The following is a 26,998-nucleotide window of genomic DNA, read 5'->3' as shown; positions in this document are numbered from 1 at the left end:
GAGAGGACATGACCATGGCCGATCCACTCGATAAAGCCACCTCCAAGGCCCCCGCTACGTTGGGGGAGGGCTGTTTGAGTCGCTACGACCCGGATGACATGAGCGCCGAGGATGGCACTGAGTTCCCCGGCGCCGCCGAGTTGTGGGAGCAGTTGCAGCAAGAACCCGATGACAAGCCTAAGCCTGTTTGAACTTCATCAACTTCTTGAGCAGCGGCCGCCCCAGCATCAGCAAAAACACCGGGCCACCCACCACCAGGTAGAAGTAATACGTCACCGCCCGCCAGATCAGAATCGCCGCCGCGGCGGTGGATTTCCCCACCATGGGCGCCAACAGCGCCGCCGACGTCAACTCTGCCGCACCGGCACCGCCCGGTAACAGGCTGAATTGCCCGGCACTCAGCGAAAGCATCTGGATCAGGAAACACCAGGCCCACTGTAAATCCGCGCCGAGCCCGCGCAACGCCAGATACAACACGCTATAACGCAGAAGCCAATGCACGCACGTCAGGGCAAACACCTTGACCAACGTCAGAATCGGCAACTTCAGCGTGTCAGTGAACGCCGCCAGAAAGTGCAGGAGTTTGCGTGCCCAGCGCAGGCGCGTGGTGCCTTTGACATTCAGGCGAACGAGCAATCGCCCGCTCAGGCGAATCAGCAGTCGATGGTAGCGGGCCACCACCACGCAGCTGAGCAACCCGCCAAACATCGAGACGGCGCTGACGATCAGCAGCCATTCCAGGCGTTCGCTGAGGTGCTGAAACAACGCATAAATCAGAATCCCGCTCAGCGCGCAGAGGAAAAACAGCAGGTCGCTGAGTTGGTCCATGGCAAACACCGCGCTGCCCCGAGCCGGGCGCACGCCGTTACGCGCCAGCAAGGCCATGATGGTCAGCGGGCCGCCGCTGCCGCCGGGCGTAGCGCAGTAGGCGAATTCGGCGGCCATCACCACGCCCAGGCTTTTCACCCGACCCACCTTGTCGCACTGATCGCCCAGCAACAGGCGCAAGCGCAAGGTGTTCACCACCCAGCACAGCAGGATCATGCCGAACATGATCAGCAGTTCATTCAGCGGGAAATTTTGCAGCCGCGACCACGTCTCGTTGCCGCCCAGCAGCAACGGAATCAGCACCGCGGCGAGCAGGGCGATAAACAGCAGAATCCCCCGGCTCATGCGGCGCAACCGAGACGGTCAGTGTGCCGCGAGAGCCACTGAACCTTGGTCATCGGTACACGCCCCTCATCGAGTAAACGCTTGAGGGTTTGCAGCCAATACCGGCGCGAAAACCCGTGGCGCATGTCCACCGGGTGCAGGCCGAGACGAATCACCGGCGCTTGCCGCCAGCGCTGTTCACGTTGATCGCTGACGAATTTCGACACGCCACGACGCCAGGCACTGCGCGCACTCCAGACCAGCCCCGGCGCATCGATGGCAGTGAAATCCGGCAGCCGATAGAGATGCTGTGAATCGCTGGTGTAGCTCAGCGGCAACTGACGCAACGCCTGACGTGTACCTTCGCTCATCAGCCACGCTGGAGCGACGAAGCCTTCCAGCGGCCAGTGATAGCGATGGAAGACCTCGATGCCGGCACGCAGGCGGGCGAGGGCGGCAGCTTGCGACAAGCTGTAAAACTCGCCTTCGTGGGTATAGATCCGACGCATGAACCAGTCTCTTGGATTGCTGGGAGGAGGGGCTTCATCGCAATGAAAGTAGCCGTGCAACGCCAGTTCGTCACCGCGGGCGACTCGGCGGGTGAGCAAGCGTCTGAATCCCGGATGCTCGTCCAGCTCATTGTGCTTGTGGAAATTCGGCACCACCAGCCAGGTCATCGGCACGTCGCCCAAGGCATCGACGGCTTCGACAAAAGGCTGGTAATCGGCCCAGGTCTGTGGCGCGACGTCGTGCAGCACGAGTAACAGGCTGGGCGGGTTCATGGACTCAACCATTGGCGGTCAGCGGCCATTGGCTGCCGAGTACGGCGTGATAGTGACCCAGAAGGCTGTTGACCACGGTATCCCAGGCGTAATGCTGTTCGACATGGCTGCGCGCTTGTTTGCCCAAAGCGGCGCTGTCCTGACTGAACAGATCGCGCACCGCGTTGGCCATCGCCATGGGATTGTTCGGCGCGCAGAGCAGGCCGCATTGATCGGTCACGATTTCCTGAAAAGCCCCGGCGGCAACCGCCACGACCGGAATGCCACTGGCCATGGCTTCGAGGATCACCAGGCCGAAGGTTTCCTGATCGCCGGCATGCAGCAACGCATCAGCGCTGGCCATTAACCGCGCGACTTGCGTGGCCGGGCAGAACTCATCGACGACGGTGACGTTGTCCGGCACCACGGCGGGCATCGACGAGCCGACCAACAGCAAATGATAACGAGGCCCCAGACGCTGCATGCAGCCAAGCAGCACCGGCAGGTTTTTTTCCTTGGAGCCCCGGCCGGCGAAAATCAGCAGATGAGTGTTTTCAGCGATGCCCAATTCGGCCCGCAAGCCGCTGTCCCTGGCTGCGGGATTAAACGTTTGCAGGTCAACGCCCAGCGGTTGCACAAACACATTCTTGACCCCCAGACCGATCAGCTTGTCGGCCATGACCTGGCTCGGTGCGAGCACCCGGTCGAAGTTGCCATAGAGCTTGCTGACATAGGCTTCGACATTCGGGGTGACCCAATTGCCCATCCGATTGCTCACCAGCAGCGGCAAGTCCGAGTGATAAAACCCGATCACCGGCACATCCAGCTGCCGACGGGCATCCAGGGCCGCCCAGGCGGTGAGGTAAGGGTCGCCGACTTCGATCAGGTCGGGCTGCAGATCCTGCAGGACATTTCGCCAAGGTGCGAGACGGAGGGGGAAACGATAACCCTTGCCGAAGGGCAGGGCCGGGGCAGGAACGGTGTAAACGCCATCCTGTTCACTCAGGTGTGCTCCCGGGATCAGCAAACTGTGGCGAATGCCTGGCTTGATACTCAGGCGACGGTGCTTGGCATCCAGATACGTGCGCACGCCTCCGCTGGCCGGGGCGTAGAACATGGTTATGTCCGCGATATGCACAATGAGCATCCCTCCGGTCCGTTGTTCTCCCTTGGTTGACCTTTATGAAGGATAGATGTTCGGTCGGGGTTTTGTGGCGGGGGGATCCAGCGAGGTTTTTGCGGTGTGTTACAGACCGCCATCGCGAGCAGGCTCGCTCCCAAAGGTTCACACCAGATCCTGTGGGAGCGGGCTTGCCCGCGAAGAGGCCAGTTCAGACACTAAATACGGAAACTACCTACCAACTGCTTAAGACGCGCCGCTTGCTGCTCCAGGTCCGAGCAAGCCCGCAACGTCGACTGCAAGTTCTCGACACCTTCCTGATTCAGCGTATTGATCTCGGTAATGTCGACATTGATCGATTCGACTACGGCCGTCTGTTCCTCAGTCGCCGTCGCCACCGACTGGTTCATCCCGTCAATCTCACCAATACGCAACGTCACGCTGTTCAACCGCTCGCCCGCCAGGTTGGCGATTTCCACGCTGTCCTGGCTGTGGCGCTGGCTGTCGCTCATGGTGCTGACGGATTCGCGGGCGCCGACTTGCAGCTCCTCGATCATGGTCTGCACCTGTTGCGCCGATTCCTGCGTGCGGTGCGCCAGATTGCGAACCTCGTCGGCCACCACCGCAAACCCCCGTCCGGCTTCACCGGCGCGCGCTGCTTCAATGGCAGCGTTGAGCGCCAGCAAGTTGGTTTGCTGGGAGATGCTGGTGATCACTTCGAGAATTTGCCCGATGTTCACGGTTTTGCTGTTCAGCGATTCAATGTTGGTGCTCGAAGCACTGAGCATGCTCGACAGCTGATTCATTGCTTTGATGCTGCGATCCACCACTTGCTGGCCATCTTCGGCGAGGCTGCGGGCATCGCTGGCCTGACTGGACGCCTGGGCGGCGTTGCGGGCGATTTCCTGAGCGGCGGCGCCGAGCTGGTTGATCGCGGCGGCCACGCTGCTGGTGCGCGAGGCTTGCTGGTCAGAGTTGAACATCGACGAGTTCGACGCGGCGACCACACGCAGCGCGACTTCGTTGACCTGGCCGGTGGCCGAGGACACTTCGCGGATCGAACCGTGAATACGTTCCACAAAACGGTTGAACGCAGTGCCGAGGACGCCGAATTCATCGTTGTTGACGATGGTCAGGCGTTTGGTCAGGTCGCCTTCACCGTCGGCGATGTCTTCCATGGCGCGGGTCATGACGTGCAGCGGCTGGATCAGGATGCGGATCAGCATGCCCAGCAGCGCGATGATGATCGCCACGGCAATGATGGTTGCAACGACCGCCGAGGCGCGGAATTCGCTGAGCATCGAGAAGGCTTTGTCTTTATCCACCGACAGCCCGATGTACCAGTTGACCGACGGCAGGCCTTTGATCGGGGTGAAGGTGACGATGCGAGTCTTGCCGTCGACCTCCACTTCACTGAAGTCGCTGCTGATGCGCGGGGTGTTTTTCGGGTACGCCTCGCTCAGGGATTTCATCACCAGGGCTTTGTCCGGGTGCACCAGGATCTTGCCGTCGGCGCTGACCAGGAAGGCATAACCCATGCCGTCGAAGTCCCGGGCGCTGAGGGTGTCGATCAGGGTTTGCAGGCTCAAGTCGCCGCCCACCACGCCGACGCTTTGCCCGGCCTTTTTCGAGGCGGTGGCGATGGAGATGATGGTCTGGCCGGTGGCCGCATCGATGTAAGGTTCGGTCAGGGTCGCTGTGCTGCTGCTTTCGGCGCCTTTGTACCAAGGGCGCACCCGTGGATCGAAGCCGGCGGGCATTTTTGCGTCCGGGCGAATCGTGAAGCTGCCGGTGGCATCGCCCAGGTAGGACGCCATGAAGGTCGACGTCAGGGCTTTCTGTTCAAGCAGGCTGGCAACGTTGGCCTGTTCAGGATTGACCGCGATGTTTTGAGCGAGGTTATCGATCAGCAGGATCCGACCGGCCAGCCAGGTCTGGATGTTGCTGGCGGTGACGTCTCCCATCTCATTGAGGTAATTGTCCAGGTCTTCGCGAATGGCGTTGCGCTGTAGATAGTCGTTGTACAGTGTGAACGAGGCGAAGGCGGCAATGACAATGAGGGCGGCGGCAAGCAAAATTTTATGGCTGAAGCGCAGGTTTTTGTTCATGGCTTGGGGTTCCGCTAAGGTCTTAATGTCCTGAGCATGCTTTTATAAAGGCACGCTAAATGGGCAATGTTGAAAAAAAGCTGATATTTCCATCCTCTCCTTAGGGAATTACCGACGCTATTTTCGGATTGGTCTCACAACTGTTTGTATCGGCCATGCAGGATCAAAGATTAACCATGGGTGACAAAATGCCTGACTCATTGCAACTCGTTATCGGCGCCGACCTGACCGGCCAACCTGTCTCCCAGGCCATGCGCCTGGCGAACCGTCACGGTCTGGTCGCGGGCGCTACCGGGACCGGGAAAACCGTCACGTTGCAGCGTCTGGCCGAAGCGTTCAGCGACGCTGGCGTGGCGGTGTTTGCAGCCGACATCAAGGGCGACCTGTGCGGCCTGGGCGCCGCCGGCAATCCGCAGGGCAAAATCGCCGAGCGGATCGCCGGGATGCCGTGGCTGAATCACAAGCCGACGGCTTATCCGGTCACCCTGTGGGACATTCACGGTCAGTCCGGTCATCCATTGCGCACCACCTTGAGCGAAATGGGCCCGTTACTGATCGGAAGCCTGCTGGAGCTGACCGACAGTCAGCAGTCGGCGCTGTATGCCGCGTTCAAGGTGGCGGACCGCGAAGGGCTGTTGCTGCTGGACCTGAAGGATTTGAAAGCGCTGCTCAATCACCTGCGCGACAACCCCGAATTGCTGGGGGACGACGCGGCGTTGATGACCACCGGTTCCAGTCAGGCGCTGTTGCGGCGTCTGGCGACCCTGGAGCAACAAGGCGCCGAAGCGCTGTTCGGCGAACCGGCGCTGCAACTCGAAGACATTCTGCAACCGACGGCCGATGGCCGTGGGCGCATTCACTTGCTGGATGCCAGTCGTCTGGTTCACGAAGCGCCGAAGGTGTATGCGACGTTCTTGCTGTGGTTGCTGGCCGAGTTGTTCGAGCAACTGCCGGAGCGGGGCGATTCGGACAAACCGCTGTTGGCGCTGTTTTTCGACGAAGCGCATTTGTTGTTCGCCGGCACGCCCAAGGCGTTGCAGGATCGTCTGGAGCAGGTGGTGCGGCTGATTCGTTCCAAAGGTGTGGGCGTGTATTTCGTCACCCAATCGCCGGGCGACTTGCCGGACGACGTGCTGGCCCAGCTCGGCCTGCGCATCCAGCACGGTTTGCGCGCCTTCACCGCCAAGGAGCAGAAATCCTTGCGGGCAGTGGCGGAAGGCTTCCGGCCTAATCCTGCGTTCGATGCCTTGTCGGTGCTGACTGAGCTGGGGATCGGCGAGGCGCTGGTCGGCACCTTGCAGGACAAGGGCACGCCGGGGATGGTCCAGCGCGTATTGGTCGCCCCGCCGCAATCGCGGATCGGGCCGTTGACCGAAACCGAGCGCACGATGCTGATCGCCGGGTCGCCGTTCAAGGGACGGTATGACAAGCCGGTTGATCGGGAGTCAGCGTATGAAATATTGATGGGGCGCAAAGGGTTGGCCCCAGAGCCTGACGCCGTTCCGGGTAAACCAGCGGCCGAAGAGCCAAGCTTTACCGACAAGGCCGGGGAGTTCCTCGGCACGGCGGCGGGGCAGGCGCTGAAATCGGCGATGCGCCAGGCGGCCAATCAACTGGGCCGACAGCTGGTACGCGGACTGATGGGCTCGCTACTGGGCGGCAGCAAACGGCGCTAACAAACGGGCACAATGATCGTTCCCACGCTCCGCGTGGGAATGCAGCCCGGGACGCTCCGCGTCCCAAAGCGTGACGCAGAGCGTCACAAGAGGCATTCCCACGCAGAGCGTGGGAACGATCGGTATCGGTGATCTCAGGTTTTGGGTTTGGCGTGCGCCGCCAGGCGTTCCAGCGCCGCCCGCAGATTCGGATCGCTGATGCCATCGGCCGTGGCCTGAATGGTCGCGCCGGCATCGGTCGACAAACTGATCGTATGGCCCGTCGCCCCTTGCTGAACGGTCGGCGGCTGCACTTTGAACAGAATCCGCGTCAGGCTGGCGAATTCGTCGAACATCTGTAACTGGCGTTGCAGACGCTTCTGCTGATAACGCAGGCGGGTGGCCCAATGACCGTCGGTGACGATCAGCAATAAACTGCCTTCGCGCCACGAGGCCACATGGCAATGCTCGCGCGCGGCAGGCTGCAACTGGCTTTCGAGCAGACGTTGTAAATGACCCAGGCGTTGAGCGTGGCCGAAAATGGCTTTCAGCGGTTTGGCTTCGCGAAGCAGAACGGCGGGTGCTCTGGCCGTAAGAGGGCGAAATGCCATGATCAGACACCTGAAGTAACAGAGCCGCCATGGTAGCAGAAAGCGCCTCATGCACCCGACCCATTGCTTTGCGAGCGCTTTACCCATTAAATCAACAAGTAACTTCTGCCGTGAATGGCTTGAAGTTCAGCAAAAAGCCCTTATTTTAAGTGAGCCCCGTAACAGCGCAGTGCATGCATCGTGGAATAACGCCACTTTCCTCACCATCGTTTCCGGGTAGAATGCTCGTTCGCATGCGGCCATGAGGGCTGCACGGGCGACTCACGGGGCCGCCCTCCATCCCTTTAGTGTGGAAGATCCTGCCGATATGTTTGCGCCTTTGTTAAAGAAACTTTTTGGAAGCAAGAACGAGCGTGAAGTCAAACGCATGCTCAAGACGGTGCAACTCGTCAATGCCTTCGAAGAGCAAATGGTGGCCCTTTCGGACGATCAATTGCGTGCCAAGACAGACGAGTTCAAGGCCCGCATCGCCAAAGGGGAAACCCTCGACAAGCTGCTGCCAGAAGCCTTTGCGGTCGCCCGCGAAGCCGGCAAGCGCGTCATGGGTATGCGCCACTTCGATGTCCAGCTGATCGGCGGCATGACCTTGCATGAAGGCCAGATCGCGGAAATGCGTACCGGTGAAGGCAAGACCCTGGTGGCAACACTGGGCGTTTACCTCAACGCACTGTCCGGCAAGGGCGTGCACGTTGTGACGGTGAACGACTACCTGGCCCGTCGTGACGCCAACTGGATGCGTCCGCTCTACGAATTCCTCGGCATGTCGGTCGGTGTTGTCACGCCGTTCCAGCCGCCGGAAGAGAAACGTCTGGCCTACGCTGCCGACATTACCTACGGCACCAACAACGAATTCGGTTTCGATTACCTGCGCGACAACATGGCGTTCAGCATGGAAGAAAAATTCCAGCGCGAACTCAATTTTGCCGTGATCGACGAAGTCGACTCCATCCTCATCGACGAAGCCCGTACCCCGCTGATCATTTCCGGTCAGGCCGAGGACAGCTCCAAGCTGTACATCGAGATCAACAAACTGATCCCGCAGCTGGAATTGCACGTCGAAGAAGTGGAAGGCGAAGTCACCAAGGCTGGCCATTACACCGTCGACGAGAAGACCCGTCAGGTCGAACTCAACGAAGCCGGTCACCAGTTCATCGAAGACATGCTCACCCGCGTCGGCCTGCTGGCTGAAGGCGAGAGTCTGTATTCGGCGCACAACCTGGGCCTGCTGACCCACGTTTATGCCGGTCTGCGCGCTCACAAACTGTTCAACCGCAACATCGAATACATCGTGCAGGACGGTCAGGTTGTCCTGGTCGACGAACACACCGGTCGTACCATGCCGGGTCGTCGTCTGTCCGAAGGCCTGCACCAGGCCATCGAAGCCAAGGAAAACCTGAACATCCAGGCCGAGAGCCAGACCCTGGCCTCGACCACGTTCCAGAACTACTTCCGTCTGTACAACAAGCTGTCCGGCATGACCGGTACCGCGGACACCGAAGCGTTCGAATTCCACCAGATCTACGGTCTGTCGGTGATGGTTATCCCGCCGAACAAACCGCTGGCGCGTAAAGATTACAACGACCTGGTGTTCCTGACCGCCGAAGAGAAATACGCGGCGATCATCAATGACATCAAGGAATGCATGACCCTGGGCCGTCCGGTGCTGGTGGGTACTGCAACCATCGAAACGTCCGAGCACATGTCTGCGCTGCTGCAGAAGGAAGGCATCGAACACAAGGTCCTGAACGCCAAGTTCCACGAAAAAGAAGCCGAGATCATTGCCCAGGCCGGTCGTCCGGGCGCGCTGACCATTGCCACTAACATGGCCGGTCGCGGTACCGACATTCTGTTGGGCGGCAACTGGGAAGTGGAAGTCGCGACCCTGGAAAACCCGACCCCTGAGCAGATTGCCCAGATCAAGGCCGACTGGCAGAAACGTCACCAGCAAGTGCTGGAGTCGGGCGGCTTGCAGGTGATCGCTTCCGAGCGCCACGAATCGCGCCGTATCGACAACCAGCTGCGTGGTCGTGCCGGTCGTCAGGGTGACGCCGGTTCAAGTCGCTTCTACCTGTCGCTGGAAGACAGCCTGATGCGCATCTTCGCCTCTGACCGGGTGAAGAACTTCATGAAGGCCCTGGGCATGCAGTCCGGTGAAGCGATCGAGCACCGCATGGTGACCAACGCCATCGAAAAAGCTCAGCGCAAGGTTGAAGGCCGCAACTTCGACATTCGTAAACAACTGCTCGAGTTCGACGACGTCAACAACGAACAGCGTAAAGTGATCTATCACATGCGTAACACGTTGCTGGCCGCCGACAACATCGGTGAAACCATCGCCGACTTCCGTCAGGACGTGCTCAACGCAACCATCAGTGCGCACATTCCACCGCAATCGCTGCCTGAGCAGTGGGACGTGGCTGGTCTGGAAGCTGCGTTGCAGAGCGACTTCGGTGTGGCATTGCCGATCCAGAAATGGCTCGACGAAGACGATCACCTGTACGAAGAAACCCTGCGCGAGAAGCTGATGCAGGAGCTCATCGCTGCCTACAACGAGAAAGAAGACCAGGCCGGCGCCGATGCGCTGCGCACCTTCGAGAAGCAAATCGTCCTGCGTGTTCTGGACGACCTGTGGAAAGACCACCTGTCGACCATGGATCACTTGCGTCACGGCATCCACTTGCGTGGTTATGCGCAGAAGAACCCGAAGCAAGAGTACAAGCGCGAGTCGTTCACGCTGTTCTCCGAGCTGCTGGATTCGATCAAGCGCGACTCGATCCGTGTGCTGTCGCACGTTCAGGTTCGCCGCGAAGATCCGATCGAAGAAGAGCAACGCCTGCGTCAGGAAGCCGAGGCACTGGCTGCGCGCATGCAGTTTCTGCACGACGAGGCGCCAGGTCTTGAGCAACCGGAACTGCTCGGTGAAGAGGTCGATGTAGCCCTCGCCACCGCACCGGTTCGCAACGAACAGAAGCTGGGCCGTAACGAACTGTGCTACTGCGGTTCGGGCAAGAAATTCAAGCATTGCCACGGGCAGATCCAGTAAACCCCGTTTCAATCGCTGAAATACCCGCGCCGCGACCGGCATCAGCCGTCGCGGCGTTTTGCCATTTACACCACCGTTCTTCCTGAAAGCGGTGCTGACATCATTTATAAGGAGCGCATTCATGGCTGTTGGTCTTGGTCCTTTGCCAACGTTGCACCCGGTTGCCGGTTTTGAACTCGGTATCGCCTCGGCCGGCATCAAGCGCCCGGGGCGCAAGGATGTCGTGGTCATGCGCTGCGCCGAAGGCTCCACGGTGGCGGGCGTGTTCACCCTGAACGCGTTTTGCGCAGCACCTGTGATTCTGGCCAAGCAACGCGTGCAAGGCCCGGTGCGTTACCTGCTGACCAACACCGGCAACGCCAACGCCGGCACCGGCGAACCTGGCCTTGCCGCTGCCGAGCGTACCTGCGCGAAACTGGCTGAACTGACCGGCGTCGACGCCAGCCTGGTGCTGCCGTACTCCACGGGTGTAATCGGCGAGCCGCTGCCGGTCGAGAAAATCGAAGGTGCTTTGCAGGCTGCCCTTGATGATCTGTCGGTCAACAACTGGGAAGCGGCCGCCACCGGCATCATGACCACCGACACCTTGCCAAAAGGTGCCAGCCGCCAGTTCCAGCATGACGGCGTAACCATCACCGTCACCGGCATCAGCAAAGGCGCGGGCATGATCCGTCCGAACATGGCGACCATGCTCGGCTACATCGCCACCGACGCCAAAGTCGCCCGCGACGTGCTGCAAAACCTGCTGCTGGACGGTGCGAACAAGTCGTTCAACCGCATCACCATCGACGGCGACACATCGACCAACGATTGCTGCATGCTGATCGCCACCGGTCAGGCTGCGCTGCCGGAAATCACCGACGCCAGTGGTGAGTTGTTCGCCAAGCTCAAACAGGCCGTGTTCGAAGTGTGCATGGACGTGGCCCAGGCCATCGTGCGTGACGGCGAAGGCGCGACCAAGTTCGTCACCGTCGAAGTCAACGGCGGCGGCAATCACCAGGAATGCCTGGACGTCGGTTACACCGTGGCGCACTCGCCGCTGATCAAGACCGCCCTGTTCGCGTCCGACCCGAACTGGGGCCGCATCCTCGCCGCCGTCGGCCGTGCCGGCGTGCCGAACCTGGACGTGAGCAAGATCGACGTGTTCCTCGGCGAAGTCTGCATCGCCAGCCGTGGCGCCCGCGCCGCGACCTACACCGAAGCCCAGGGCGCGGCGGTGATGCAGCAGGAAGAGATCACCATCCGTATCGAACTGGGTCGCGGCGATTGCAGCGAAACCATCTGGACCACCGACCTGTCCCACGAATACGTGAAGATCAACGCCGAGTACCGTACTTGATCACCTCATAGACCGAGTCGCTGCAATCGCGAGCAGGCTCGCTCCCACAATGGATCGAGGTGTACACAAATCCAATGTGGGAGCGGGCTTGCTCGCGAAGGCGGCCGACCAGGCACTAAAGAGTCTGGACATTACCCTTCTCAAAAGGTCCCGAACATGAGCCTCCACCTGATCATCGGCGACAAACTGCTTTCCTCCTGGTCCCTGCGCGGCGCTCTGGCCCTTGACCTCACCGGCGCCCCTTACACCGAAGAACTGATCAAGCTGAATCAACCGGACACCCGCGAACGGCTGCTCAAGCACTCGCCGACCGGTAAAGTCCCGCTGCTGAAAACCGAACACGGCACCATCGCCGATTCCCTGGCGATTGCCGAATACCTGGCCGAGCAATTTCCCGACGCCGGGCTCTGGCCTAAAGACCCCGCCGCCCGTGCCCAGGCGCGTTCGGCCTGTGCGCAAATGCACGCCGGGTTCTTTGCCATGCGCGGCAACATGCCGTTCGACCTGAGCCGCGACGCACCGCTGTCGCCGACACCTCCTGAGGTGCAAGCGGACATCGAGCGCATGCTGGCGTTGTGGGCTGAATGTCGTGCGGCCGCCACTGAGACCGGTCCGTTCCTGTTTGGCGGTGCGACCCTCGCCGATGCCTTCTTCGCACCGATTGCCGTGCGCCTGCGCACTTATCAGGTGAAGTTGCCGGCAGCGGACGAAGCCTATGTTGAAACCGTCTACCAATGGCCGTCGTTCAAGGCTTGGCAGAAGGCAGGCCTGGAGGAGATTGGGCAGTGAAACGAGTACACGTAGCCGCCGCCGTTATCCGTGACAGCAGCGGCAAGATCCTGATCGCACGCCGTGCCGACACCCAGCATCAGGGCGGTTTGTGGGAATTCCCCGGTGGCAAGGTCGAGGACGATGAGTCCGTCGAAAGCGCCTTGGCTCGCGAACTCCAGGAAGAGCTGGGCATTGTGGTCAGCGCCGCGCGCCCCTTGATCAAAGTCCGTCACGATTACCCGGACAAGCAAGTGTTGCTGGACGTTTGGGAAGTCTCGGCCTTTACCGGCGAACCCCACGGCGCCGAAGGCCAGCCGCTGGAATGGGTGGCTCAGCGTGATCTGCTGAACTACGAGTTCCCGGCGGCCAACCAACCGATCGTTGCGGCCGCCCGTTTGCCCGCACAGTATTTGATTACGCCTGAAGACCTGGAAACCCCGGCCTTGCTGCGCGGTATCCAGAAAGCCATCGCTGGCGGTATCAAGTTGATCCAGCTGCGTGCACCCAACGGTTACGATCCGAAATACCGGGATCTGGCGGTGGATGCGGCGGGGCTGTGTGCCGGCAAGGCGCAGTTGATGATCAAGGGCCCGTTCGAGTGGCTGGGCGATTTCCCGTCCGCCGGCTGGCACATCACCGCGGCACAGTTGCGCAAATACGCGGCAGCGGGTCGGCCGTTACCGGCGTCGCGCTGGTTGGCGGCGTCTTGCCACAATGCTGAAGAGCTGGCGCTGGCCGAGCAGATGGGGGTGGATTTTGTGACCTTGTCGCCGGTGCAGCCGACGCTGACTCATCCGGATGCAATGCCGTTGGGTTGGGAGCAGGCTGCGGCGTTGATCGAAGGTTTCAGCAAGCCGGTTTTCCTGTTGGGCGGTGTTGGCCCGGCGGAGCAGCAAAAGGCTTGGGAGGCGGGGGCGCAGGGTGTGGCGGGGATTCGGGCGTTCTGGCCTGATTCTGTGGTGTAGCCACTGGCCCCATCGCGAGCAAGCCCGCTCCCACATTTGATCGCATTTCTTCTGAAAGAACTCGGTCAAAAGTGGGAGCGGGCTTGCTCGCGAAGGCTGCTTATCTGACGAAAACTATCTTCTGGATTAAATCCCAGGTTTAGCAGCCGGCTGCCAAAGAATCTCGGCAACCCCCTGGCGCTTGGCAATCACCCTCGCCACCACAAACAACACATCCGACAACCGATTGATATATGCCAAGCCAACCCCGGCCAACGGTTCAATCGCATTCAACTGCTGGCACCGCCGCTCCGCGCTGCGCGCCAGGCTTCTGCACACATGGGCCTGGGCAATAAGCATTGATCCACCCGGCAGAATGAAATTCTCCAGCGGTCCCAACTCTTCATTCCACAGATCAATCGCCGCTTCCAGCCGTTCGATTTCCGCTTCATTCAACGCCTGATACACCGGCATCGCCAACTCGCCACCCAGGTCGAACAACCGATGCTGGCAAGGCGCCAACACCTCGATCACTTCGTTCAAACCTGGATAGGCAGCACTTTCTGATGCCAACCCGGCCAGCAGCACGCCTACCTGGCTGTTCAGTGTGTCGACCTCGCCAATGGCCTCGATTCGCGGGTGATCCTTGGGCACGCGGCGGCCATCCCCGAGTCCGGTTTCGCCTTTGTCGCCGGTGCGGGTGTAAATCTTCGACAAGCGAAAGCCCATGGGTTACCTCGATAGCTGATTGAGTTCTTGGGAGATGACGGGGCTGCCCGCCAGCGGCAGGCGCAAGGTGAAACAGGTGCCTTGGCCCAGTGTCGATTGCACCTCCATCTGACCCTTGTGGTTATTGGTGATGATGAAATACGAGACCGACAAGCCAAGACCTGTGCCCTGACCGATTTCCTTGGTGGTGAAGAACGGCTCGAAGGTGCGTTTGCGCACGTTCTCGCTCATGCCGATGCCGTTGTCCTCGACCTGGATCTCGGCCCACGGCGGATTCAGCCGGGTGCGCAAAATGATCCGGCCGGGTTCGCTGTCGTCTTCACGTTGGTGAATGGCCTGGGCGGCGTTTTTCAGCAGGTTGAGCAGCACTTGTTCCAGTTCGTTGGCCGTGCCGGGCACCGGGCCCAGCGCCGGGTCAAACTGACGGATGATCGCCTGACCCTTGAAGTCGAAACCGATGGCCAGGTCAAAGTCGTTACCGGCAATTTCCACCGCCTGATCGATCAGCGCCGGCAGGTCGCACGGGGCCATTTGCCGGGTGCTGCGGCGGCTGAAACTGAGCATGTGCGTGACAATCTTCGCCGCCCGGGCGCCGGCCTGTTGAATGCCATCAAGCAGCTGCGGTACTTCGCGTGCTTGCAGGTATCTGTTGACCGTTTCCAGAGAAATGCCGGCTTGCTCGGCTTGCTCGAGGTTCTTCGGCAGATCAGGCGACAGGCGTCGTCGAATGTTCTGCACGTTGTGCAGGATCGCGCCCAACGGGTTGTTGATTTCGTGGGCCATGCCGGCGGCGAGACCACCGACCGAGAGCATTTTTTCCGACTGCACCATCATTTCTTCCAGCGACAAGCGCTGGGTGATGTCGTCGATGCGGATCACCACACCGCGCCCGGCCCCGCCCATCAGCGGGTAAAAGGTGAGGGCGTAATGCTTGGGTTCATCGTCCTTGAACCAGGTCACACGCTCGATTTTCGCCACCGTATGTTGTTCAACGGTTTGCTTGAGCTGCGGCAGAAACGGTTTCAGCGGCTCGAAGGCAAGGAAGATCGGCTGGTTCAAGGCTTCGTCCAGACGCGTGCCGGACAGGGCGCTGGCCTCCTGATTCCACTGGGTCACGTAGAGCTGCTCGTCGAGAGCGATCAGCGCCGACGGCATGGAGTCGATGATGCTGTTGAGGTAGTTCTGGAAACCGGTGAGTTTCTTCTCGATCTTGCTGCGCACCTGGACTTCGAGTTCCAGTTTGCGATTGGTGTGGCGGGTTTCTTCGGCCAGGCCTTGCGCCTGATCGTAAGCCGCCTGGGAGTCATCCCGGGCACGTTTGAGCTGCTGCTCCCGGGCTTCGATCCGCGAGAGCATGGTGTTGAACGCCTCGGCGAGGCTACCGATTTCATCGTGGTTGCCACGGGAGGCGCGCAGGGCGTAGTTCTCCTCACGGGTCACTTGCCGGGACAACTCTTCGAGCTGATGGATCGGCCGGGTAATCAGGCGTTTGATCTGCCGGGCAATCACCAGCCACAACAGCACACTGAAGATCAGAATGCCCAGGCTGGCGGTCAGGGTCCCGGTGTAGAACGCCACCGGCAATTCGCTGCTGGCCACCAACAACAAATGCCCCGGCGCGGTGCCGGGGCGGGGCAGGGTGATCACCTGGTTACTGCGAAACTCGGTGGCCTGCCAGGATTCGATGTGCCGATAGCGATCGGGCAGGTGCAGCTTTTCGCCATGTTGCAATTGCGCCAGTCGTTCACCCTTGCCGTCATACAGGGCCGCCGCCCGCAGCGGTGAATAACTGTTGAGTTCGTTGAGCAGGCGTTCGGCACTTTGCGGCGACTTCAAGGCGTCGGCCACCAGGCTCGGGTTGGACACCAGTCGGCCGATGGTCTGCAGGGCCTGGGGCGCCATGCTTTCCTGGGAGATGTAATACGCGGCGCTGATAAAGGTCAGGTTGGCGACCAGCAGGATGGTGATCAACAGCACGAGCAGGGCGGCCAGCAGTTTCTGGCCGACGGGGAGGTTTTCGAGACGCTGGCGCAATGGCATCAGGTTCATCGCTGAAAAGGAACAAGTGGCCAGCGTAGCCGCTGCTCAGTCGCTGGGCAATCCAAGGCTTTGAAGATGGGCAATCAGCCGCTGCTGTAATTGATTGAGGTGGGGCAGGTTAAGTTGGTGCCGCGACGCCACTTTGCAGACATGGCCCAGCAGGTAGCTGATTTCAGTTCGGCGCTGGCTGGCGACGTCCTGGTGCATCGAGGAGTAATTGGCCGCCGTGGCATGAATCACCCGTTCGACTTCCTGTTGCAGGTCCCTGGCGGCTGCCGGCTGACCGCAACGTTCCAGCAAGTCGGTCAATTCGCCGCAGAGGGTGGCGACTTCGCAATGGTGTTCCTGCAAGCCGCCGTTGCGGCAATCGTGCAGCACGGTCAGTGGATTGATCGCACAGTTGAGCGCCAGTTTTCGCCACAGTCGGGTCAGGATGTCAGTACTCCACTCGTGAGGAATACCGGCGGCAGTGAGGTCATCCAGCCAGATCGGCGCCACCGGATGGCCGACATCCCCCAGCCAGGTGTAGCCGTGACCGGCGAACACCACGCGCCAGTCGCCATCGCGAAATGCGCCTTCGGTGCTCGAGGCGCACACGCAACGCGCCTGCGGAACCTGCGCGGCGACGGCGTCCTGACTGCCGAGGCCGTTTTGCAACAGGATCAGCTCGGCATCAGGCGTCAGGCGCGGGGCCAGTTGGGCGACGGCCTGCTCGGCATCGTAGGCTTTGCAGGCCACCAGCAGACGGTGGATCGGTTCGCGGCTGTGCGGTGTTTCACCGGGGATCTCATAAGTATTGGCTTCGCCATGCTCCACCAGCGTCAGCCCGCCCGCCGCCTGATACGCCTTTAAACGCTGCTCATCGCGCACGATCAACCGGACCGGCACTCCGGCTCGCGCCAGGCGGGTGGCCCACAGGGTGCCGAGGCTGCCGGCGCCCAATACATGCCAAGTGGTGGACATCAGCTTTTTGCTCGGTTTGGCGCAGGCATGTGAGGCTCGCAGTATCGGTTGGAAAAGACCCGTTATAATGAGCCCGATTTTAACCGCAAGCCAAGCGCGCGCCATCGCTATCGAGCGCGCCTTTTATTGGAGAGATTACATGCCGTCGTTCGACGTGGTATCCGAACTGGACAAACACGAAGTCACCAACGCGGTCGAGAACGCCGTCAAGGAACTCGATCGCCGTTATGACCTGAAAGGCAAGGGCACCTTTGAATTCAAGGAAAAGGACCTGACCGTCAACCTGACCGCCGAGGCTGATTTCCAGCTTGAAGCGATGATCGAGATCCTCAAGCTGGCCCTGGTCAAACGCAAAATCGACGTGCAGTGCCTTGAAGTCAAAGATGCCTACGCGTCGGGCAAGCTGATGAAGCAGGAAGCGGTCCTCAAGGAAGGCATCGACAAAGAGCTGGCGAAGAAAATCGTCGCTCACGTCAAGGACGCCAAGCTCAAGGTCCAGGCTGCCATTCAGGGCGAGCAAGTGCGCATTACCGGCAAGAAGCGTGATGATTTGCAGGAAGCCATTGCGGCTCTGCGCGCCAAGACCTTCGACATGCCGCTGCAGTTCAACAACTTCCGCGACTAAGCTTCGAAACGGGAACCTCTTGGCGTTTTCGGCGTCCGAGGGCCAAGCAACGGCAGAAACGATTGATCCCCAACAGGTTCGATCTTTTCTGCCGCTTATTTTTTCGTGTGCCGGATGGCCGGAAATCAGGAGCAAGTAGATGGATTTGAATACCGAAGTGGACAACCTGGTCAAGGCCTCCCAAGCCTGGGTTCCAATGATCATGGAGTACGGCAGCCGCGTATTGCTGGCGGTCGTGACGCTGGCCATCGGTTGGTGGCTGATCAACAAGGTGACGCAGAAGTTGGGCAAACTGCTGTCATTGCGTAATGCCGATCAGGCTTTGCAGGGTTTTATCAGCAGTCTGGCAAACATCGTTCTGAAGATTTTGCTGGTGGTCAGCGTGGCCTCGATGATCGGCATCGAAACCAGTTCGTTCGTTGCTGCTATTGCGGCGGGCAGTTTGGCTATCGGTCTTGCCTTGCAGGGCAGCCTGGCGAATTTTGCTGGCGGGATTCTGATTCTACTGTTTCGTCCGTTCCGCATCGGCGACTGGATTGAAGCCCAAGGCGTCGCTGGTACCGTTGACAATATCCAGATCTTCCACACTGTGCTGCGTACCGGCGATAACAAAACCATCATCGTCCCTAACGGCAACCTGTCGAACGGCATTATCACCAACACTAACCGTCAGCCAACCCGCAAAGTAGTGTTTGATGTGGGTGTGGACTACGAAGCGGACTTGCAAAAGGCCCGTGAAGTATTGCTGGAGCTGGCCAATGACGAACGTATTCTGACTGAGCCGGCTCCGCAGGCCGTCATTTCTACGCTGGGTGACAGTTCGATCACTGTTTCGCTGCGTGTTTGGGTGAAGACCGCTGATTACTGGGATGTGATGTTCATGTTTAATGAACAGTCCCGGGATCGTTTGAAAACGGCCGGTATCGATATTCCGTTTCCACAGCGGGTTATTCGTGTTGTTCAGGAAGCTGCAGTGCAGTAACAACGTTTTTTACTTGGCTGTTCGGTCAAGTTAAACGCAAAAACCCAAGAGTCGATAAGACGCTTGGGTTTTTTGTGGTCGCCACTAAAGAAATGTTAGCTGCCTACTGTTATTCATGTGAACGTTATTAGCCTGCTTACGAATTTAACACCGGGCAGGCATAAAAAAACCGCCCACCTGGAAGGTGAGCGGTTTTTGATTAGAGCAAAGCTCTACATTACTACCGGTGTGACACCCCGATTACAGGATGCTCAGCGGGTACTCGATGATCAGGCGGGTGTCAACTTTGTCGCTATCGTATGCGGAGTTTGCACGATAGACCGCGTTACGTACGCGGAAAGACAGGTCCTTGGCTGGACCGCTTTGCAGAACATATTTGGTCTCGAAGTCCCATTCGTGTTCTTTGGACTCAGTGTCACCGGTGGTGATGTTGTCGCCACGGATGTAACGAGTCATGAAGCTCAAGCCAGGAACGCCGTAGCTCTTCATGTTCAGGTCATAGCGAGCCTGCCAGGAGCGTTCGTCTTGACCGTTGAAGTCGGAGTATTGAACGGAGTTGGCGAGGAAGATGGTACCGCCGCCGTCAACGCCATAAACGTAGCCGGAATCACCAGTGGAACGTTGGTGCGCCACGGTGAACTTGTGGGCGCCGAGGCTATAGGCAGCGGAGAGAGACCAGATGCGGTTGTCAATATCACCGCTCAGCTCTTGACCCTGGCTTTTGGAGCGATAGCCGTTGAAGTCGAAGTTCAGGGACTGATCTTCGTTGATCGGCAGGGTGTAGTTGGCGTTGATGTATTGCTTCTTGAAGTAGTCATCTACATCGGAAGCAGCCACGCCGGCTACAAAATTGTCGGTGAACTGGTAGGTCGCACCGGCAATGTTGGCACTGGTCAGGCCTGGGTTGTGCGGTCCGTTGATGCTGTCACGGCCCATGCCAGTCTGCGAGCTCAAGGCGCTGAAACGACCTGCGGTCAGCTCCAGCCCTTTGATCTCTTTACTGGTGAGGAGGGTGCCGGTAGCAACTTCTGGCAGCAGACGGCTGTCGTCTGTGGAGAAGACAGGGCTGGCAACGTATTGGTTACCATATTTCAGGACCGTGTCGGACAGACGGAACTTGACTGCACCGCCAGCCTTGGATTGGGTGTCTTCCGGGCGGCCTTCGCTATCACGACCGAACATGCCATTACCGGTGCGGCCACGGCCACTGTCCAGTTTGACCATGGCATTGACCAAGGCATCCACACCGAAACCTACGGTGCCCTGAGTGAAGCCCGACTCGTACGTAGTACGCACGCCGAGGCCAGTCTCTTCGCGATAACTTTGCGTAGTGCTAGGGTTGTTTTTGAAATCACGGTTCATGTACAGAATACGGCTATGAACATTCAGACTCTGATCTTCAAAAAAGCCCTTGGATTCCTCTTGAGAGGACGCCATTGCTAACTGCGAAGTACTGGCCGAAACAGCCAGTGCGATCATGCTCCACTTCATCACGCGCATCGTGATTTGCTCCTTTGGTTTTAGAAGAGTACTGCCGTCCCACCTGTTTTTTTATCTGGGCGGCTCTTTCTTTATTGTGTCGGCGCAAACTTATATCACGCCGATCATGTTGGCGATACTTGCGCATCTAACCTTGCAGCTTCTTTACGACCCTGTCGCAAACAGCTTGGTAGATGTCGCAAATTTAGAGCCTCGACGCAATAGGACTGGCAACTTTAGTGTTGTTTTCCAAGGCGTGTGCGTCGGTAAAAAGAGTCCCTGGTGAAACGTTTGAATCTCCATCGGGCAACCCTGCCGCTGTTTTTATTTGCCTTGAGGCTTCCACTTCCAGCGGAGGCTTTCAAGGCGATGTGGGTGTGAATGCAACAAGCGTGCACAAACTGCAATTGTGCAGCTGTTTTTTTTCTGAAGCCTGCCTGCTGCCGTAAAAACCTCATAAAACCGGGGGCTTCAAGCGCGTTTTTTGTGCGCTTGACGCCATGCGTTGCATGGTGTTGTCACCCGAAGGTGGACAGCGTGACAACAAAAAATGTTACCGGTTCACCCCTCCAGTGAGTACTTGGCGGATGCTGACGAACTCAGCGTAGACGCACTGTGCGGTTTTGGTGCAAAAAATCTTGATCGCTGTGCTGAAATCACACAGTGCGGTAACGGACTCGCCCGGAACTATTCATTGGTAATCAGTCATTTCGGCGTTTTCGGTGTGATCTTCGGTTCTGTGATGGTGCGTCGTGAGCAAAAATGGCACATATCGGGGCATTCGTACGGCGTGAAGGCAGTGGCTTTCACGGGTATGCTGCCGTCCTGTCGCTTGGTTCGCCGCCGCTAGGGAGGCGCGCTAAGCTGAAAAATGATGAATGCGGGAGTGCGCGCGGTGTTCGCTTTAGATCCACGACTTCAACAAGACACGCTACCGATGGGCGATTTTCCGCTGTGCCGGTTGCTGTTATCCAATGATTCGAACTACCCCTGGTTCATCCTGGTGCCACGCCGTGACGATATCAGCGAGATATTTCAGTTGGGTGTCGCAGATCAACAGTTGTTGTGGCAGGAAACGACCGCGCTGGCGCAGTTGCTCAAGGACTCGTTCGGTGCCGACAAGATGAATGTCGGGGCCCTGGGCAATGTCGTCAGTCAGTTGCACATGCATGTCATCGTGCGCAAGCGTGAGGATGCCGCCTGGCCAGCCCCGGTCTGGGGCAAACATCCTGCCGTGCCTTACAGCGCAGCGCAGATCGCATCGATTCGCGAGCGGCTGCGTTTGGTGTTAACCGAAGACTTCACGTTTCTGGAGGGTTGAATCATGAGTCTGGAAGATCGCGTCACTGATCTGGAGAGCCAATTGGCGTTTCAGGATGACACCATCCAGTCATTGAGCGATGTGCTGGCGACGCAGCAGCGCGCTGTTGAGCGCCTGCAATTGCAAATGGCCGCATTGCTCAAGCGCCAGGAAGAAATGGCCGGCCAGTTCGAAACCTTCGAAGAAGAAGCGCCACCGCCTCACTATTGAAACCGCAGGCAATAAAAAACCGCGAACAGCTCAGCTGTTCGCGGTTTTTTTAAGCCTTGAATCAGCGACGCGGCAATGCGGCGATGACGTCTTCGGCTTGCAGCCCTTTGTCACGATTCATGACAGAGAACTCCACGCGCTGGCCTTCGACCAGAACACGGTGACCTTCGCCACGAATGGCCCGGAAATGCACGAAAATATCATCGCCCGAATCACGGGAAATAAAGCCGAAGCCTTTGGAGGTGTTGAACCACTTGACGGTGCCGGTATCGCGGTTGCTCATATCGTAGCTTGGCGAAGCGGCGGCCGGTGAAGATTTGTAGAAGCTGATAGCCAGGTGCAGGAGCACGGCGATCAGTGCAGCCACCAGGCTGAACAGGACGGCAGGTTGACCGGCGATGACAGGCATCGGCGCGAGCAACGTCAGGGTTTGCAGGACGACAGCCAGGACCAGCAGGGCGCTGACCAGGTTTTGCAGTTGATGACGTGGGCCTTTGTTCCAGTAAGGGATAACGGGAGCAAGGGTGAGGTTGAGCAGGCCGAAAAAGGCCAGGTACAGCGCGTCGGGTTGTTGCAGGTAAGGTAGTGCTTCGGATCGCAGGCTAGGGATGAAGGACAACAGCAAAGCTGCTGCGCCCATTAGCAGGTGGACGATTTTCAACATTTTGATTAACTCACGTTAAGACGGATCACAAGGAAGAGCTGATGGAGCACGGTTCGCTTCAGAACAATAAGAGGCGTTGGACACGTACCCGATATCAGCCTATGCGCAACCCCCGGAAAATAGGCGGTCGCGACACCCTGTCTATTTAACAGCAAAGCCTGCAGCTACTCAAATCAGGCAGTCCGGCGGTGCTTCGCGGGGCGATTTGTCGCAGGTCATTGTGCAATCCCGGGCTGCGAGGGGGTGGCAGGCTTGCTAGAGTGGTCCTGCACCTGTTGGATGAACTCATCACCTTTAGGGGATAAACATGGCAATCGATATCGGTATCAGTGAAGAGGACCGCAAGTCCATCGTCGATGGGCTTTCGCGTCTGCTGTCGGACACTTATGTGCTGTATTTGAAAACCCATAACTTTCATTGGAATGTCACCGGTCCCATGTTTCGGACCCTGCACCTGATGTTCGAGGAGCAATACAACGAGTTGGCCCTGGCCGTCGATTCGATTGCCGAACGCATTCGCGCCCTCGGGTTTCCTGCGCCAGGCGCCTATTCGATTTATGCGCGGCTGTCCTCTATTAAGGAAGAAGCCGGCGTGCCGAACGCCGAAGACATGATCAAACAGCTTGTCGAGGGTCAGGAAGCGGTCACCCGTACGGCGCGCGGGATCTTTCCGCTGCTGGAAAAAGTCAGCGACGAGCCGACGGCAGACCTGTTGACCCAGCGCATGCAAGTCCATGAAAAAACCGCGTGGATGCTGCGGTCTCTGCTGGATCAGTAATACCGCCAGTACGCGAATAATGCCCCTCGGGTGTTATTCGCGGTCTTTGTCTTCCTCAAATCGCTTTTGCCCTCGTTAAAAATCGTCTGGTTGCGTAGGAAAATGGCCGGCCTAGGACGGTCTCCATGATCGCCATTCAGTTGTTGGCTTATCCTACGTCGATGGTCATAAAGTCATCTGGATATACCTTTGCGCCTGCGCTTTTATAAGGCCACGGAGAGTGCTCTTACAGAAGCCAGGGATGACAAAGGAGTGTCAGCGATATGGATTATGGAGACAGGCGGAGCGAGGGGAGGGGTGGTCCGGTCAAGGACATCAGGATCGATCCTTTTGTCAGCGAATTTGATATGGGGCTGGCCCAGCCTCTATCCCGGTCGGTGCGGTTGAATGGCTTCGCCACCTGCTTGCGGCTTGAGCAGGTGTACTGGGATATTCTGGGCGATATGGCCAAGGTCAATTGCTGTACGGTCAGTGCGCTGCTGTCCCATGTGGACCGCGAAGTGCACTTGCGTCATGGCGGAGTCAAGAACTTTACCGGGCTGGTGCGGGTTGTCTGCGTCGTGCACAGCCTGAAAGAAGGCGGCTGCGTCGCGATGCCCTAGCCACAGCGGTGGATCGGGCAGAGTGTCGGCCTGTGCAGTCTTACGGCTGCACAGGCCGCATTTAATGGATATAATCCCGCTCTTTGCCGAAAAACCCAGCGTTTACGGTAGCAATCTGATCGCCGAGACAACCCCCATGCCGATGTACGACTATCAATGTGCTTCCTGTGGTCATCAGTTGGAAGCCATTCAAAAGATCAGCGCAGCACCGCTGGTCGACTGCCCTGCCTGCCAGGCGCCAGAGCTTAAGAAGATGCTGTCCATGCCGGGCTTTCGCCTGAGCGGCACCGGCTGGTACGAAACCGATTTCAAGACCGGTTCCAAGAAGAATCTGGCCGGCGGCGACAAAGCTGACTAAGGTCTGGAACCTGAGTTGAACGACACGCGCGAGCCCTTGCAACCTCTGCAGGGGCTCCAAACGAATTTCGATTACGAGAAGTGAAACCACTACCATGATGCGCAGCCATTATTGCGGCCAACTGAACGAAGCCCTGGAAGGCCAGGAAATTACCCTTTGCGGATGGGTTCACCGTCGCCGTGACCACGGTGGGGTGATTTTCCTCGATATCCGTGATCGTGATGGTCTGGCCCAGGTGGTGTTCGACCCGGACCGCGCCGAGAGCTTCGCCGCCGCGGATCGCGTGCGCAGCGAATACGTCGTGAAGATCACCGGCAAGGTTCGCCTGCGTCCGGCGGGTGCCACCAACGCCAACATGGCGTCGGGCATGATCGAAGTCCTGGGCTACGAGCTGGAAGTGCTGAACGAGTCGGAAACCCCGCCGTTCCCGTTGAACGAGTACTCCGACGTCGGCGAAGAAACCCGCCTGCGTTATCGCTTCCTTGATCTGCGTCGCCCGGAAATGGCCGAGAAGCTGCGTCTGCGTTCGCGCATGACCACCAGCATCCGCCGCTACCTGGACGAGAATGGCTTCCTCGACGTCGAGACGCCGATCCTGACCCGTGCTACTCCGGAAGGCGCACGTGATTATCTGGTACCGAGCCGTACTCACGCCGGTTCGTTCTTCGCCTTGCCGCAATCGCCGCAGCTGTTCAAGCAATTGCTGATGGTGGCCGGCTTCGACCGTTACTACCAGATCGCCAAGTGCTTCCGCGACGAAGACCTGCGTGCCGACCGCCAGCCTGAATTCACCCAGATCGACATCGAAACCAGCTTCCTCGATGAAAAAGACATCATGGGCCTCACCGAAGGCATGATCCGCAACCTGTTCAAGGAAGTGCTGGACCTGGAATTCGGCGAATTCCCGCACATGACCTTCGAAGAAGCCATGCGTCGTTACGGTTCCGACAAGCCGGACCTGCGTAACCCGCTGGAACTGGTGGACGTGGCCGACCAGCTTAAAGAAGTCGACTTCAAAGTTTTCAGTGGCCCTGCCAACGATCCGAAATGCCGTGTTGCCGCCTTGCGCGTACCAGGCGCTGCGAGCATGCCGCGCAAGCAGATCGACGACTACACCAAGTTCGTCGGCATCTACGGTGCCAAGGGCCTGGCGTACATCAAGGTCAACGAGCGCGCCAAAGGCGTTGAAGGCCTGCAGTCGCCGATCGTCAAGAACATCCCTGAAGCCAACCTCAACGTGATCCTCGATCGTGTTGGCGCGGTCGATGGCGACATCGTGTTCTTCGGTGCCGACAAAGCCAAGATCGTCAGCGAAGCGCTGGGTGCATTGCGGATCAAGGTCGGCAACGACCTGGACCTGCTGACCTGTAAGTGGGCGCCAATGTGGGTCGTCGACTTCCCGATGTTCGAAGAGAACGATGACGGCAGCTTCAGCGCCTTGCACCACCCGTTCACCGCGCCGAAGTGCACACCGGAAGAACTGGAAGCCAACCCGGCGACCGCTTTGTCCCGTGCCTACGACATGGTCCTGAACGGCACCGAGCTGGGTGGCGGTTCGATCCGTATCCACCGCAAGGAAATGCAGCAGACCGTATTCCGCCTGTTGGGTATCAATGAAGCAGAACAGGAAGAGAAATTCGGCTTCCTGCTCGACGCCCTGAAATACGGCGCACCGCCGCACGGTGGTCTGGCCTTCGGTCTGGACCGTCTGGTGATGCTGATGACCGGCGCCCAGTCGATCCGTGAAGTGATCGCCTTCCCGAAAACCCAGAGCGCGGCTGACGTCATGACTCAGGCTCCGGGTGTGGTAGATGCCAAGGCATTGCGCGAGCTGCACATTCGTCTGCGCGAAACGCCAAAAGCTGAGTAAGGCTGTCCGGAAGGGCGCATCTTCGGATGCGCCTTTTCTTTATATGGACAGGTCGAGATTTTGTTTGCTGGCTGGCGCATCTGCGCAGCGGGCAATGTTTCAAAGAGAATTCGGAGCGAGATATGGCGGGTCATTCCAAGTGGGCGAACATCAAGCACCGCAAAGAACGTCAGGATGCCAAGAAGGGCAAGATTTTCACCAAGTGGATTCGTGAGCTGACCGTTGCTGCCCGTCAGGGTGGCGGTGATCCGGGCTCCAACCCGCGCCTGCGTCTGGCGCTGGACAAGGCCCTTGGCGCGAACATGAGTCGCGACATCATTGATCGCGCGGTGGCCCGCGGTGCTGGTGCTGCCGACACCGATGACATGGTCGAACTGACTTACGAAGGCTACGGCCCAGGTGGCGTGGCCGTGATGGTCGAGTGCATGACCGACAACCGTAACCGCACCGCAGCCGCTGTTCGCCATGCGTTCAGCAAGTGTGGCGGTAACCTCGGTACCGACGGTTCGGTGGCGTATCTGTTCGAGCGCAAGGGGCAGATTTCCTTCGCTCCGGGCATTGATGAAGACGCACTGATGGAGGCGGCCATGGAAGCCGACGCCGATGACGTGGTCACCCATGAAGACGGCTCGATTGACGTGTTCACCTCGTTCGCCGGCTTCTACTCCGTGCGTAACGCGCTGGAAGCGGCGGGTTTCAAAGGCGATGATGCGGAAATCGTGATGCTGCCGACCACCAGTGCCGAACTGGACCTGGAAGGCGCCGAGAAGGTGCTCAAGCTGATCGACATGCTTGAGGACCTGGATGACGTACAGAACGTTTATTCCAATGCGGATATTCCAGAGTCGGTGGCCGCACAGCTGGGTTAAGGGC

25 protein-coding genes and 1 pseudogene are annotated in these 26,998 nt (G+C 58.9%); 15 read left to right on the top strand and 11 right to left on the bottom strand.

Translation table 11 applies throughout. The features are described from left to right. Positions 1-14: 14 nt before the first annotated feature. Entirely contained in the window at positions 15-191 is a 177-nt protein-coding gene (locus ACA072_RS22565; protein WP_497620682.1) for a hypothetical protein, read from the top strand. On the opposite strand, the gene gpgF is transcribed toward ACA072_RS22565, so the two are convergent. The 5 genes and pseudogenes from gpgF to ACA072_RS22540 form a co-directional block, all read right to left on the bottom strand. Then, positions 178-1,173, bottom strand: coding sequence for a glucosaminyl phosphatidylglycerol flippase (gene gpgF / locus ACA072_RS22560; protein WP_497620680.1), 996 nt, complete (start codon positions 1,171-1,173; stop codon positions 178-180). The genes ACA072_RS22565 and gpgF overlap by 14 nt on opposite strands. After that, positions 1,170-1,946: an N-acetylglucosaminyl phosphatidylglycerol deacetylase gene (gene gpgD / locus ACA072_RS22555; protein ID WP_497620679.1), complete on the bottom strand. Its 777-nt coding sequence runs from the start codon at positions 1,944-1,946 to the stop codon at positions 1,170-1,172. The genes gpgF and gpgD overlap by 4 nt, the downstream gene beginning before the upstream one ends. Beyond that, positions 1,939-3,060, bottom strand: coding sequence for an N-acetylglucosaminyl phosphatidylglycerol synthase (gene gpgS / locus ACA072_RS22550; protein ID WP_497620677.1), 1,122 nt, complete (start codon positions 3,058-3,060; stop codon positions 1,939-1,941). The genes gpgD and gpgS overlap by 8 nt, the downstream gene beginning before the upstream one ends. Before the next feature lie 191 nt (positions 3,061-3,251). Then, positions 3,252-4,016 (bottom strand): methyl-accepting chemotaxis protein, encoded by a 765-nt coding sequence (locus ACA072_RS22545; RefSeq protein ID WP_427701491.1) that lies wholly within the window; start codon positions 4,014-4,016, stop codon positions 3,252-3,254. A gap of 93 nt (positions 4,017-4,109) precedes the next feature. Then, positions 4,110-5,141: pseudogene (locus ACA072_RS22540) on the bottom strand (HAMP domain-containing protein); the annotation flags it as partial. A gap of 188 nt (positions 5,142-5,329) precedes the next feature. On the opposite strand from ACA072_RS22540, the gene ACA072_RS22535 reads away from it, so the two are divergent. Next, on the top strand, positions 5,330-6,817 hold the full coding sequence (locus ACA072_RS22535; protein WP_497620675.1) for a helicase HerA-like domain-containing protein: 1,488 nt from the start codon (positions 5,330-5,332) through the stop codon (positions 6,815-6,817). 134 nt (positions 6,818-6,951) lie between these two features. Here the strand turns inward: ACA072_RS22535 and ACA072_RS22530 are convergent, their stop codons facing one another. Further along, positions 6,952-7,407, bottom strand: a complete 456-nt coding sequence (locus tag ACA072_RS22530; RefSeq protein WP_497343234.1) for a DUF721 domain-containing protein — start codon at positions 7,405-7,407, stop codon at positions 6,952-6,954. A 307-nt stretch (positions 7,408-7,714) separates the two neighbouring features. Between ACA072_RS22530 and secA the strand changes: the two genes are divergently transcribed. From secA to ACA072_RS22510, 4 genes are all read left to right on the top strand, one after another. After that, positions 7,715-10,450 (top strand): preprotein translocase subunit SecA, encoded by a 2,736-nt coding sequence (gene secA, locus ACA072_RS22525; RefSeq protein WP_497620674.1) that lies wholly within the window; start codon positions 7,715-7,717, stop codon positions 10,448-10,450. Positions 10,451-10,571: 121 nt separating this feature from the next. Then, positions 10,572-11,789, top strand: a complete 1,218-nt coding sequence (gene argJ, locus ACA072_RS22520; protein WP_497620673.1) for a bifunctional glutamate N-acetyltransferase/amino-acid acetyltransferase ArgJ — start codon at positions 10,572-10,574, stop codon at positions 11,787-11,789. A gap of 156 nt (positions 11,790-11,945) precedes the next feature. Next, the gene (locus ACA072_RS22515) at positions 11,946-12,578 is read left to right on the top strand and encodes a glutathione S-transferase family protein (RefSeq protein ID WP_497313252.1); all 633 of its coding nucleotides are present in this window, start codon (positions 11,946-11,948) and stop codon (positions 12,576-12,578) included. Then, positions 12,575-13,525 carry a Nudix family hydrolase gene (locus ACA072_RS22510; RefSeq protein ID WP_497620671.1) on the top strand — a complete coding sequence of 317 codons (951 nt, stop codon included), beginning with the start codon at positions 12,575-12,577 and terminating at the stop codon, positions 13,523-13,525. The genes ACA072_RS22515 and ACA072_RS22510 overlap by 4 nt, the downstream gene beginning before the upstream one ends. 126 nt (positions 13,526-13,651) lie before the next feature. Here ACA072_RS22510 and ACA072_RS22505 read toward each other — a convergent pair whose 3' ends face one another. The 3 genes from ACA072_RS22505 to ACA072_RS22495 are packed head-to-tail and all read right to left on the bottom strand — an operon-like array spanning position 13,652 to position 17,236. Further along, complete coding sequence (locus tag ACA072_RS22505) at positions 13,652-14,233, bottom strand: cob(I)yrinic acid a,c-diamide adenosyltransferase (RefSeq protein ID WP_497620669.1); 582 nt, start codon at positions 14,231-14,233, stop codon at positions 13,652-13,654. Between the two features lie 3 nt (positions 14,234-14,236). Beyond that, positions 14,237-16,273: a sensor histidine kinase gene (locus ACA072_RS22500; protein WP_497620667.1), complete on the bottom strand. Its 2,037-nt coding sequence runs from the start codon at positions 16,271-16,273 to the stop codon at positions 14,237-14,239. Positions 16,274-16,318: 45 nt separating this feature from the next. Next, positions 16,319-17,236: a putative 2-dehydropantoate 2-reductase gene (locus ACA072_RS22495; RefSeq protein WP_497620665.1), complete on the bottom strand. Its 918-nt coding sequence runs from the start codon at positions 17,234-17,236 to the stop codon at positions 16,319-16,321. Between the two features lie 139 nt (positions 17,237-17,375). Here ACA072_RS22495 and ACA072_RS22490 point away from each other — a divergent pair, with 139 nt between their 5' ends. Continuing rightward, positions 17,376-17,861, top strand: coding sequence for a YajQ family cyclic di-GMP-binding protein (locus tag ACA072_RS22490; protein WP_007906601.1), 486 nt, complete (start codon positions 17,376-17,378; stop codon positions 17,859-17,861). Positions 17,862-18,000: 139 nt separating this feature from the next. After that, positions 18,001-18,843, top strand: a complete 843-nt coding sequence (locus ACA072_RS22485) for a mechanosensitive ion channel family protein (RefSeq protein WP_497620663.1) — start codon at positions 18,001-18,003, stop codon at positions 18,841-18,843. Positions 18,844-19,083: 240 nt separating this feature from the next. On the opposite strand, the gene ACA072_RS22480 is transcribed toward ACA072_RS22485, so the two are convergent. Further along, positions 19,084-20,343 (bottom strand): OprD family porin, encoded by a 1,260-nt coding sequence (locus ACA072_RS22480; RefSeq protein ID WP_497620661.1) that lies wholly within the window; start codon positions 20,341-20,343, stop codon positions 19,084-19,086. An 874-nt stretch (positions 20,344-21,217) separates the two neighbouring features. On the opposite strand from ACA072_RS22480, the gene ACA072_RS22475 reads away from it, so the two are divergent. Beyond that, on the top strand, positions 21,218-21,643 hold the full coding sequence (locus ACA072_RS22475) for an HIT domain-containing protein (RefSeq protein ID WP_497625031.1): 426 nt from the start codon (positions 21,218-21,220) through the stop codon (positions 21,641-21,643). A 3-nt stretch (positions 21,644-21,646) separates the two neighbouring features. Continuing rightward, positions 21,647-21,853: a SlyX family protein gene (locus ACA072_RS22470; protein WP_010457497.1), complete on the top strand. Its 207-nt coding sequence runs from the start codon at positions 21,647-21,649 to the stop codon at positions 21,851-21,853. 61 nt (positions 21,854-21,914) lie between these two features. On the opposite strand, the gene ACA072_RS22465 is transcribed toward ACA072_RS22470, so the two are convergent. Continuing rightward, complete coding sequence (locus tag ACA072_RS22465) at positions 21,915-22,517, bottom strand: cold-shock protein (RefSeq protein ID WP_497313241.1); 603 nt, start codon at positions 22,515-22,517, stop codon at positions 21,915-21,917. Between the two features lie 307 nt (positions 22,518-22,824). Here ACA072_RS22465 and ACA072_RS22460 point away from each other — a divergent pair, with 307 nt between their 5' ends. The 5 genes from ACA072_RS22460 to ACA072_RS22440 all read left to right on the top strand — a co-directional run bounded on the left by ACA072_RS22460 (position 22,825) and on the right by ACA072_RS22440 (position 26,994). Further along, a complete protein-coding gene (locus ACA072_RS22460) occupies positions 22,825-23,295 on the top strand; it encodes a Dps family protein (protein WP_497620660.1) in 471 nt (156 codons plus the stop codon). A 263-nt stretch (positions 23,296-23,558) separates the two neighbouring features. Beyond that, positions 23,559-23,897 carry a ribbon-helix-helix domain-containing protein gene (locus tag ACA072_RS22455; RefSeq protein ID WP_497620658.1) on the top strand — a complete coding sequence of 113 codons (339 nt, stop codon included), beginning with the start codon at positions 23,559-23,561 and terminating at the stop codon, positions 23,895-23,897. 136 nt (positions 23,898-24,033) lie between these two features. Further along, positions 24,034-24,255: an FmdB family zinc ribbon protein gene (locus tag ACA072_RS22450; protein WP_010457489.1), complete on the top strand. Its 222-nt coding sequence runs from the start codon at positions 24,034-24,036 to the stop codon at positions 24,253-24,255. A 94-nt stretch (positions 24,256-24,349) separates the two neighbouring features. Next, a complete protein-coding gene (aspS, locus tag ACA072_RS22445; RefSeq protein WP_461955388.1) occupies positions 24,350-26,125 on the top strand; it encodes an aspartate--tRNA ligase in 1,776 nt (591 codons plus the stop codon). Positions 26,126-26,247: 122 nt separating this feature from the next. Beyond that, positions 26,248-26,994: a YebC/PmpR family DNA-binding transcriptional regulator gene (locus tag ACA072_RS22440; RefSeq protein WP_497620656.1), complete on the top strand. Its 747-nt coding sequence runs from the start codon at positions 26,248-26,250 to the stop codon at positions 26,992-26,994. Positions 26,995-26,998: the final 4 nt, after the last annotated feature.

Source organism: Pseudomonas sp. LBUM1656 (genome assembly GCF_059716065.1).
This window is presented reverse-complemented; position numbering and strand designations above follow the sequence as displayed.

Bases quoted from the DNA above. Each gene is read 5' to 3' on its own strand.
- gpgF (WP_497620680.1), bottom strand. From the start codon at position 1,173: ATGAGCCGGGGGATTCTGCTGTTTATCGCCCTGCTCGCCGCGGTGCTG.
- ACA072_RS22500 (WP_497620667.1), bottom strand. From the start codon at position 16,273: ATGCCATTGCGCCAGCGTCTCGAAAACCTCCCCGTCGGCCAGAAACTG.
- aspS (WP_461955388.1), top strand. From the start codon at position 24,350: ATGATGCGCAGCCATTATTGCGGCCAACTGAACGAAGCCCTGGAAGGC.
- ACA072_RS22535 (WP_497620675.1), top strand. From the start codon at position 5,330: ATGCCTGACTCATTGCAACTCGTTATCGGCGCCGACCTGACCGGCCAA.
- ACA072_RS22495 (WP_497620665.1), bottom strand. From the start codon at position 17,236: ATGTCCACCACTTGGCATGTATTGGGCGCCGGCAGCCTCGGCACCCTG.
- ACA072_RS22485 (WP_497620663.1), top strand. From the start codon at position 18,001: ATGGATTTGAATACCGAAGTGGACAACCTGGTCAAGGCCTCCCAAGCC.
- ACA072_RS22530 (WP_497343234.1), bottom strand. From the start codon at position 7,407: ATGGCATTTCGCCCTCTTACGGCCAGAGCACCCGCCGTTCTGCTTCGC.
- ACA072_RS22450 (WP_010457489.1), top strand. From the start codon at position 24,034: ATGCCGATGTACGACTATCAATGTGCTTCCTGTGGTCATCAGTTGGAA.
- gpgS (WP_497620677.1), bottom strand. From the start codon at position 3,060: ATGCTCATTGTGCATATCGCGGACATAACCATGTTCTACGCCCCGGCC.
- ACA072_RS22465 (WP_497313241.1), bottom strand. From the start codon at position 22,517: ATGTTGAAAATCGTCCACCTGCTAATGGGCGCAGCAGCTTTGCTGTTG.
- ACA072_RS22440 (WP_497620656.1), top strand. From the start codon at position 26,248: ATGGCGGGTCATTCCAAGTGGGCGAACATCAAGCACCGCAAAGAACGT.
- ACA072_RS22470 (WP_010457497.1), top strand. From the start codon at position 21,647: ATGAGTCTGGAAGATCGCGTCACTGATCTGGAGAGCCAATTGGCGTTT.
- ACA072_RS22490 (WP_007906601.1), top strand. From the start codon at position 17,376: ATGCCGTCGTTCGACGTGGTATCCGAACTGGACAAACACGAAGTCACC.
- argJ (WP_497620673.1), top strand. From the start codon at position 10,572: ATGGCTGTTGGTCTTGGTCCTTTGCCAACGTTGCACCCGGTTGCCGGT.
- ACA072_RS22460 (WP_497620660.1), top strand. From the start codon at position 22,825: ATGGCAATCGATATCGGTATCAGTGAAGAGGACCGCAAGTCCATCGTC.
- ACA072_RS22545 (WP_427701491.1), bottom strand. From the start codon at position 4,016: ATGTTCAACTCTGACCAGCAAGCCTCGCGCACCAGCAGCGTGGCCGCC.
- ACA072_RS22455 (WP_497620658.1), top strand. From the start codon at position 23,559: ATGGATTATGGAGACAGGCGGAGCGAGGGGAGGGGTGGTCCGGTCAAG.
- secA (WP_497620674.1), top strand. From the start codon at position 7,715: ATGTTTGCGCCTTTGTTAAAGAAACTTTTTGGAAGCAAGAACGAGCGT.
- ACA072_RS22565 (WP_497620682.1), top strand. From the start codon at position 15: ATGGCCGATCCACTCGATAAAGCCACCTCCAAGGCCCCCGCTACGTTG.
- gpgD (WP_497620679.1), bottom strand. From the start codon at position 1,946: ATGGTTGAGTCCATGAACCCGCCCAGCCTGTTACTCGTGCTGCACGAC.
- ACA072_RS22515 (WP_497313252.1), top strand. From the start codon at position 11,946: ATGAGCCTCCACCTGATCATCGGCGACAAACTGCTTTCCTCCTGGTCC.
- ACA072_RS22480 (WP_497620661.1), bottom strand. From the start codon at position 20,343: ATGCGCGTGATGAAGTGGAGCATGATCGCACTGGCTGTTTCGGCCAGT.
- ACA072_RS22505 (WP_497620669.1), bottom strand. From the start codon at position 14,233: ATGGGCTTTCGCTTGTCGAAGATTTACACCCGCACCGGCGACAAAGGC.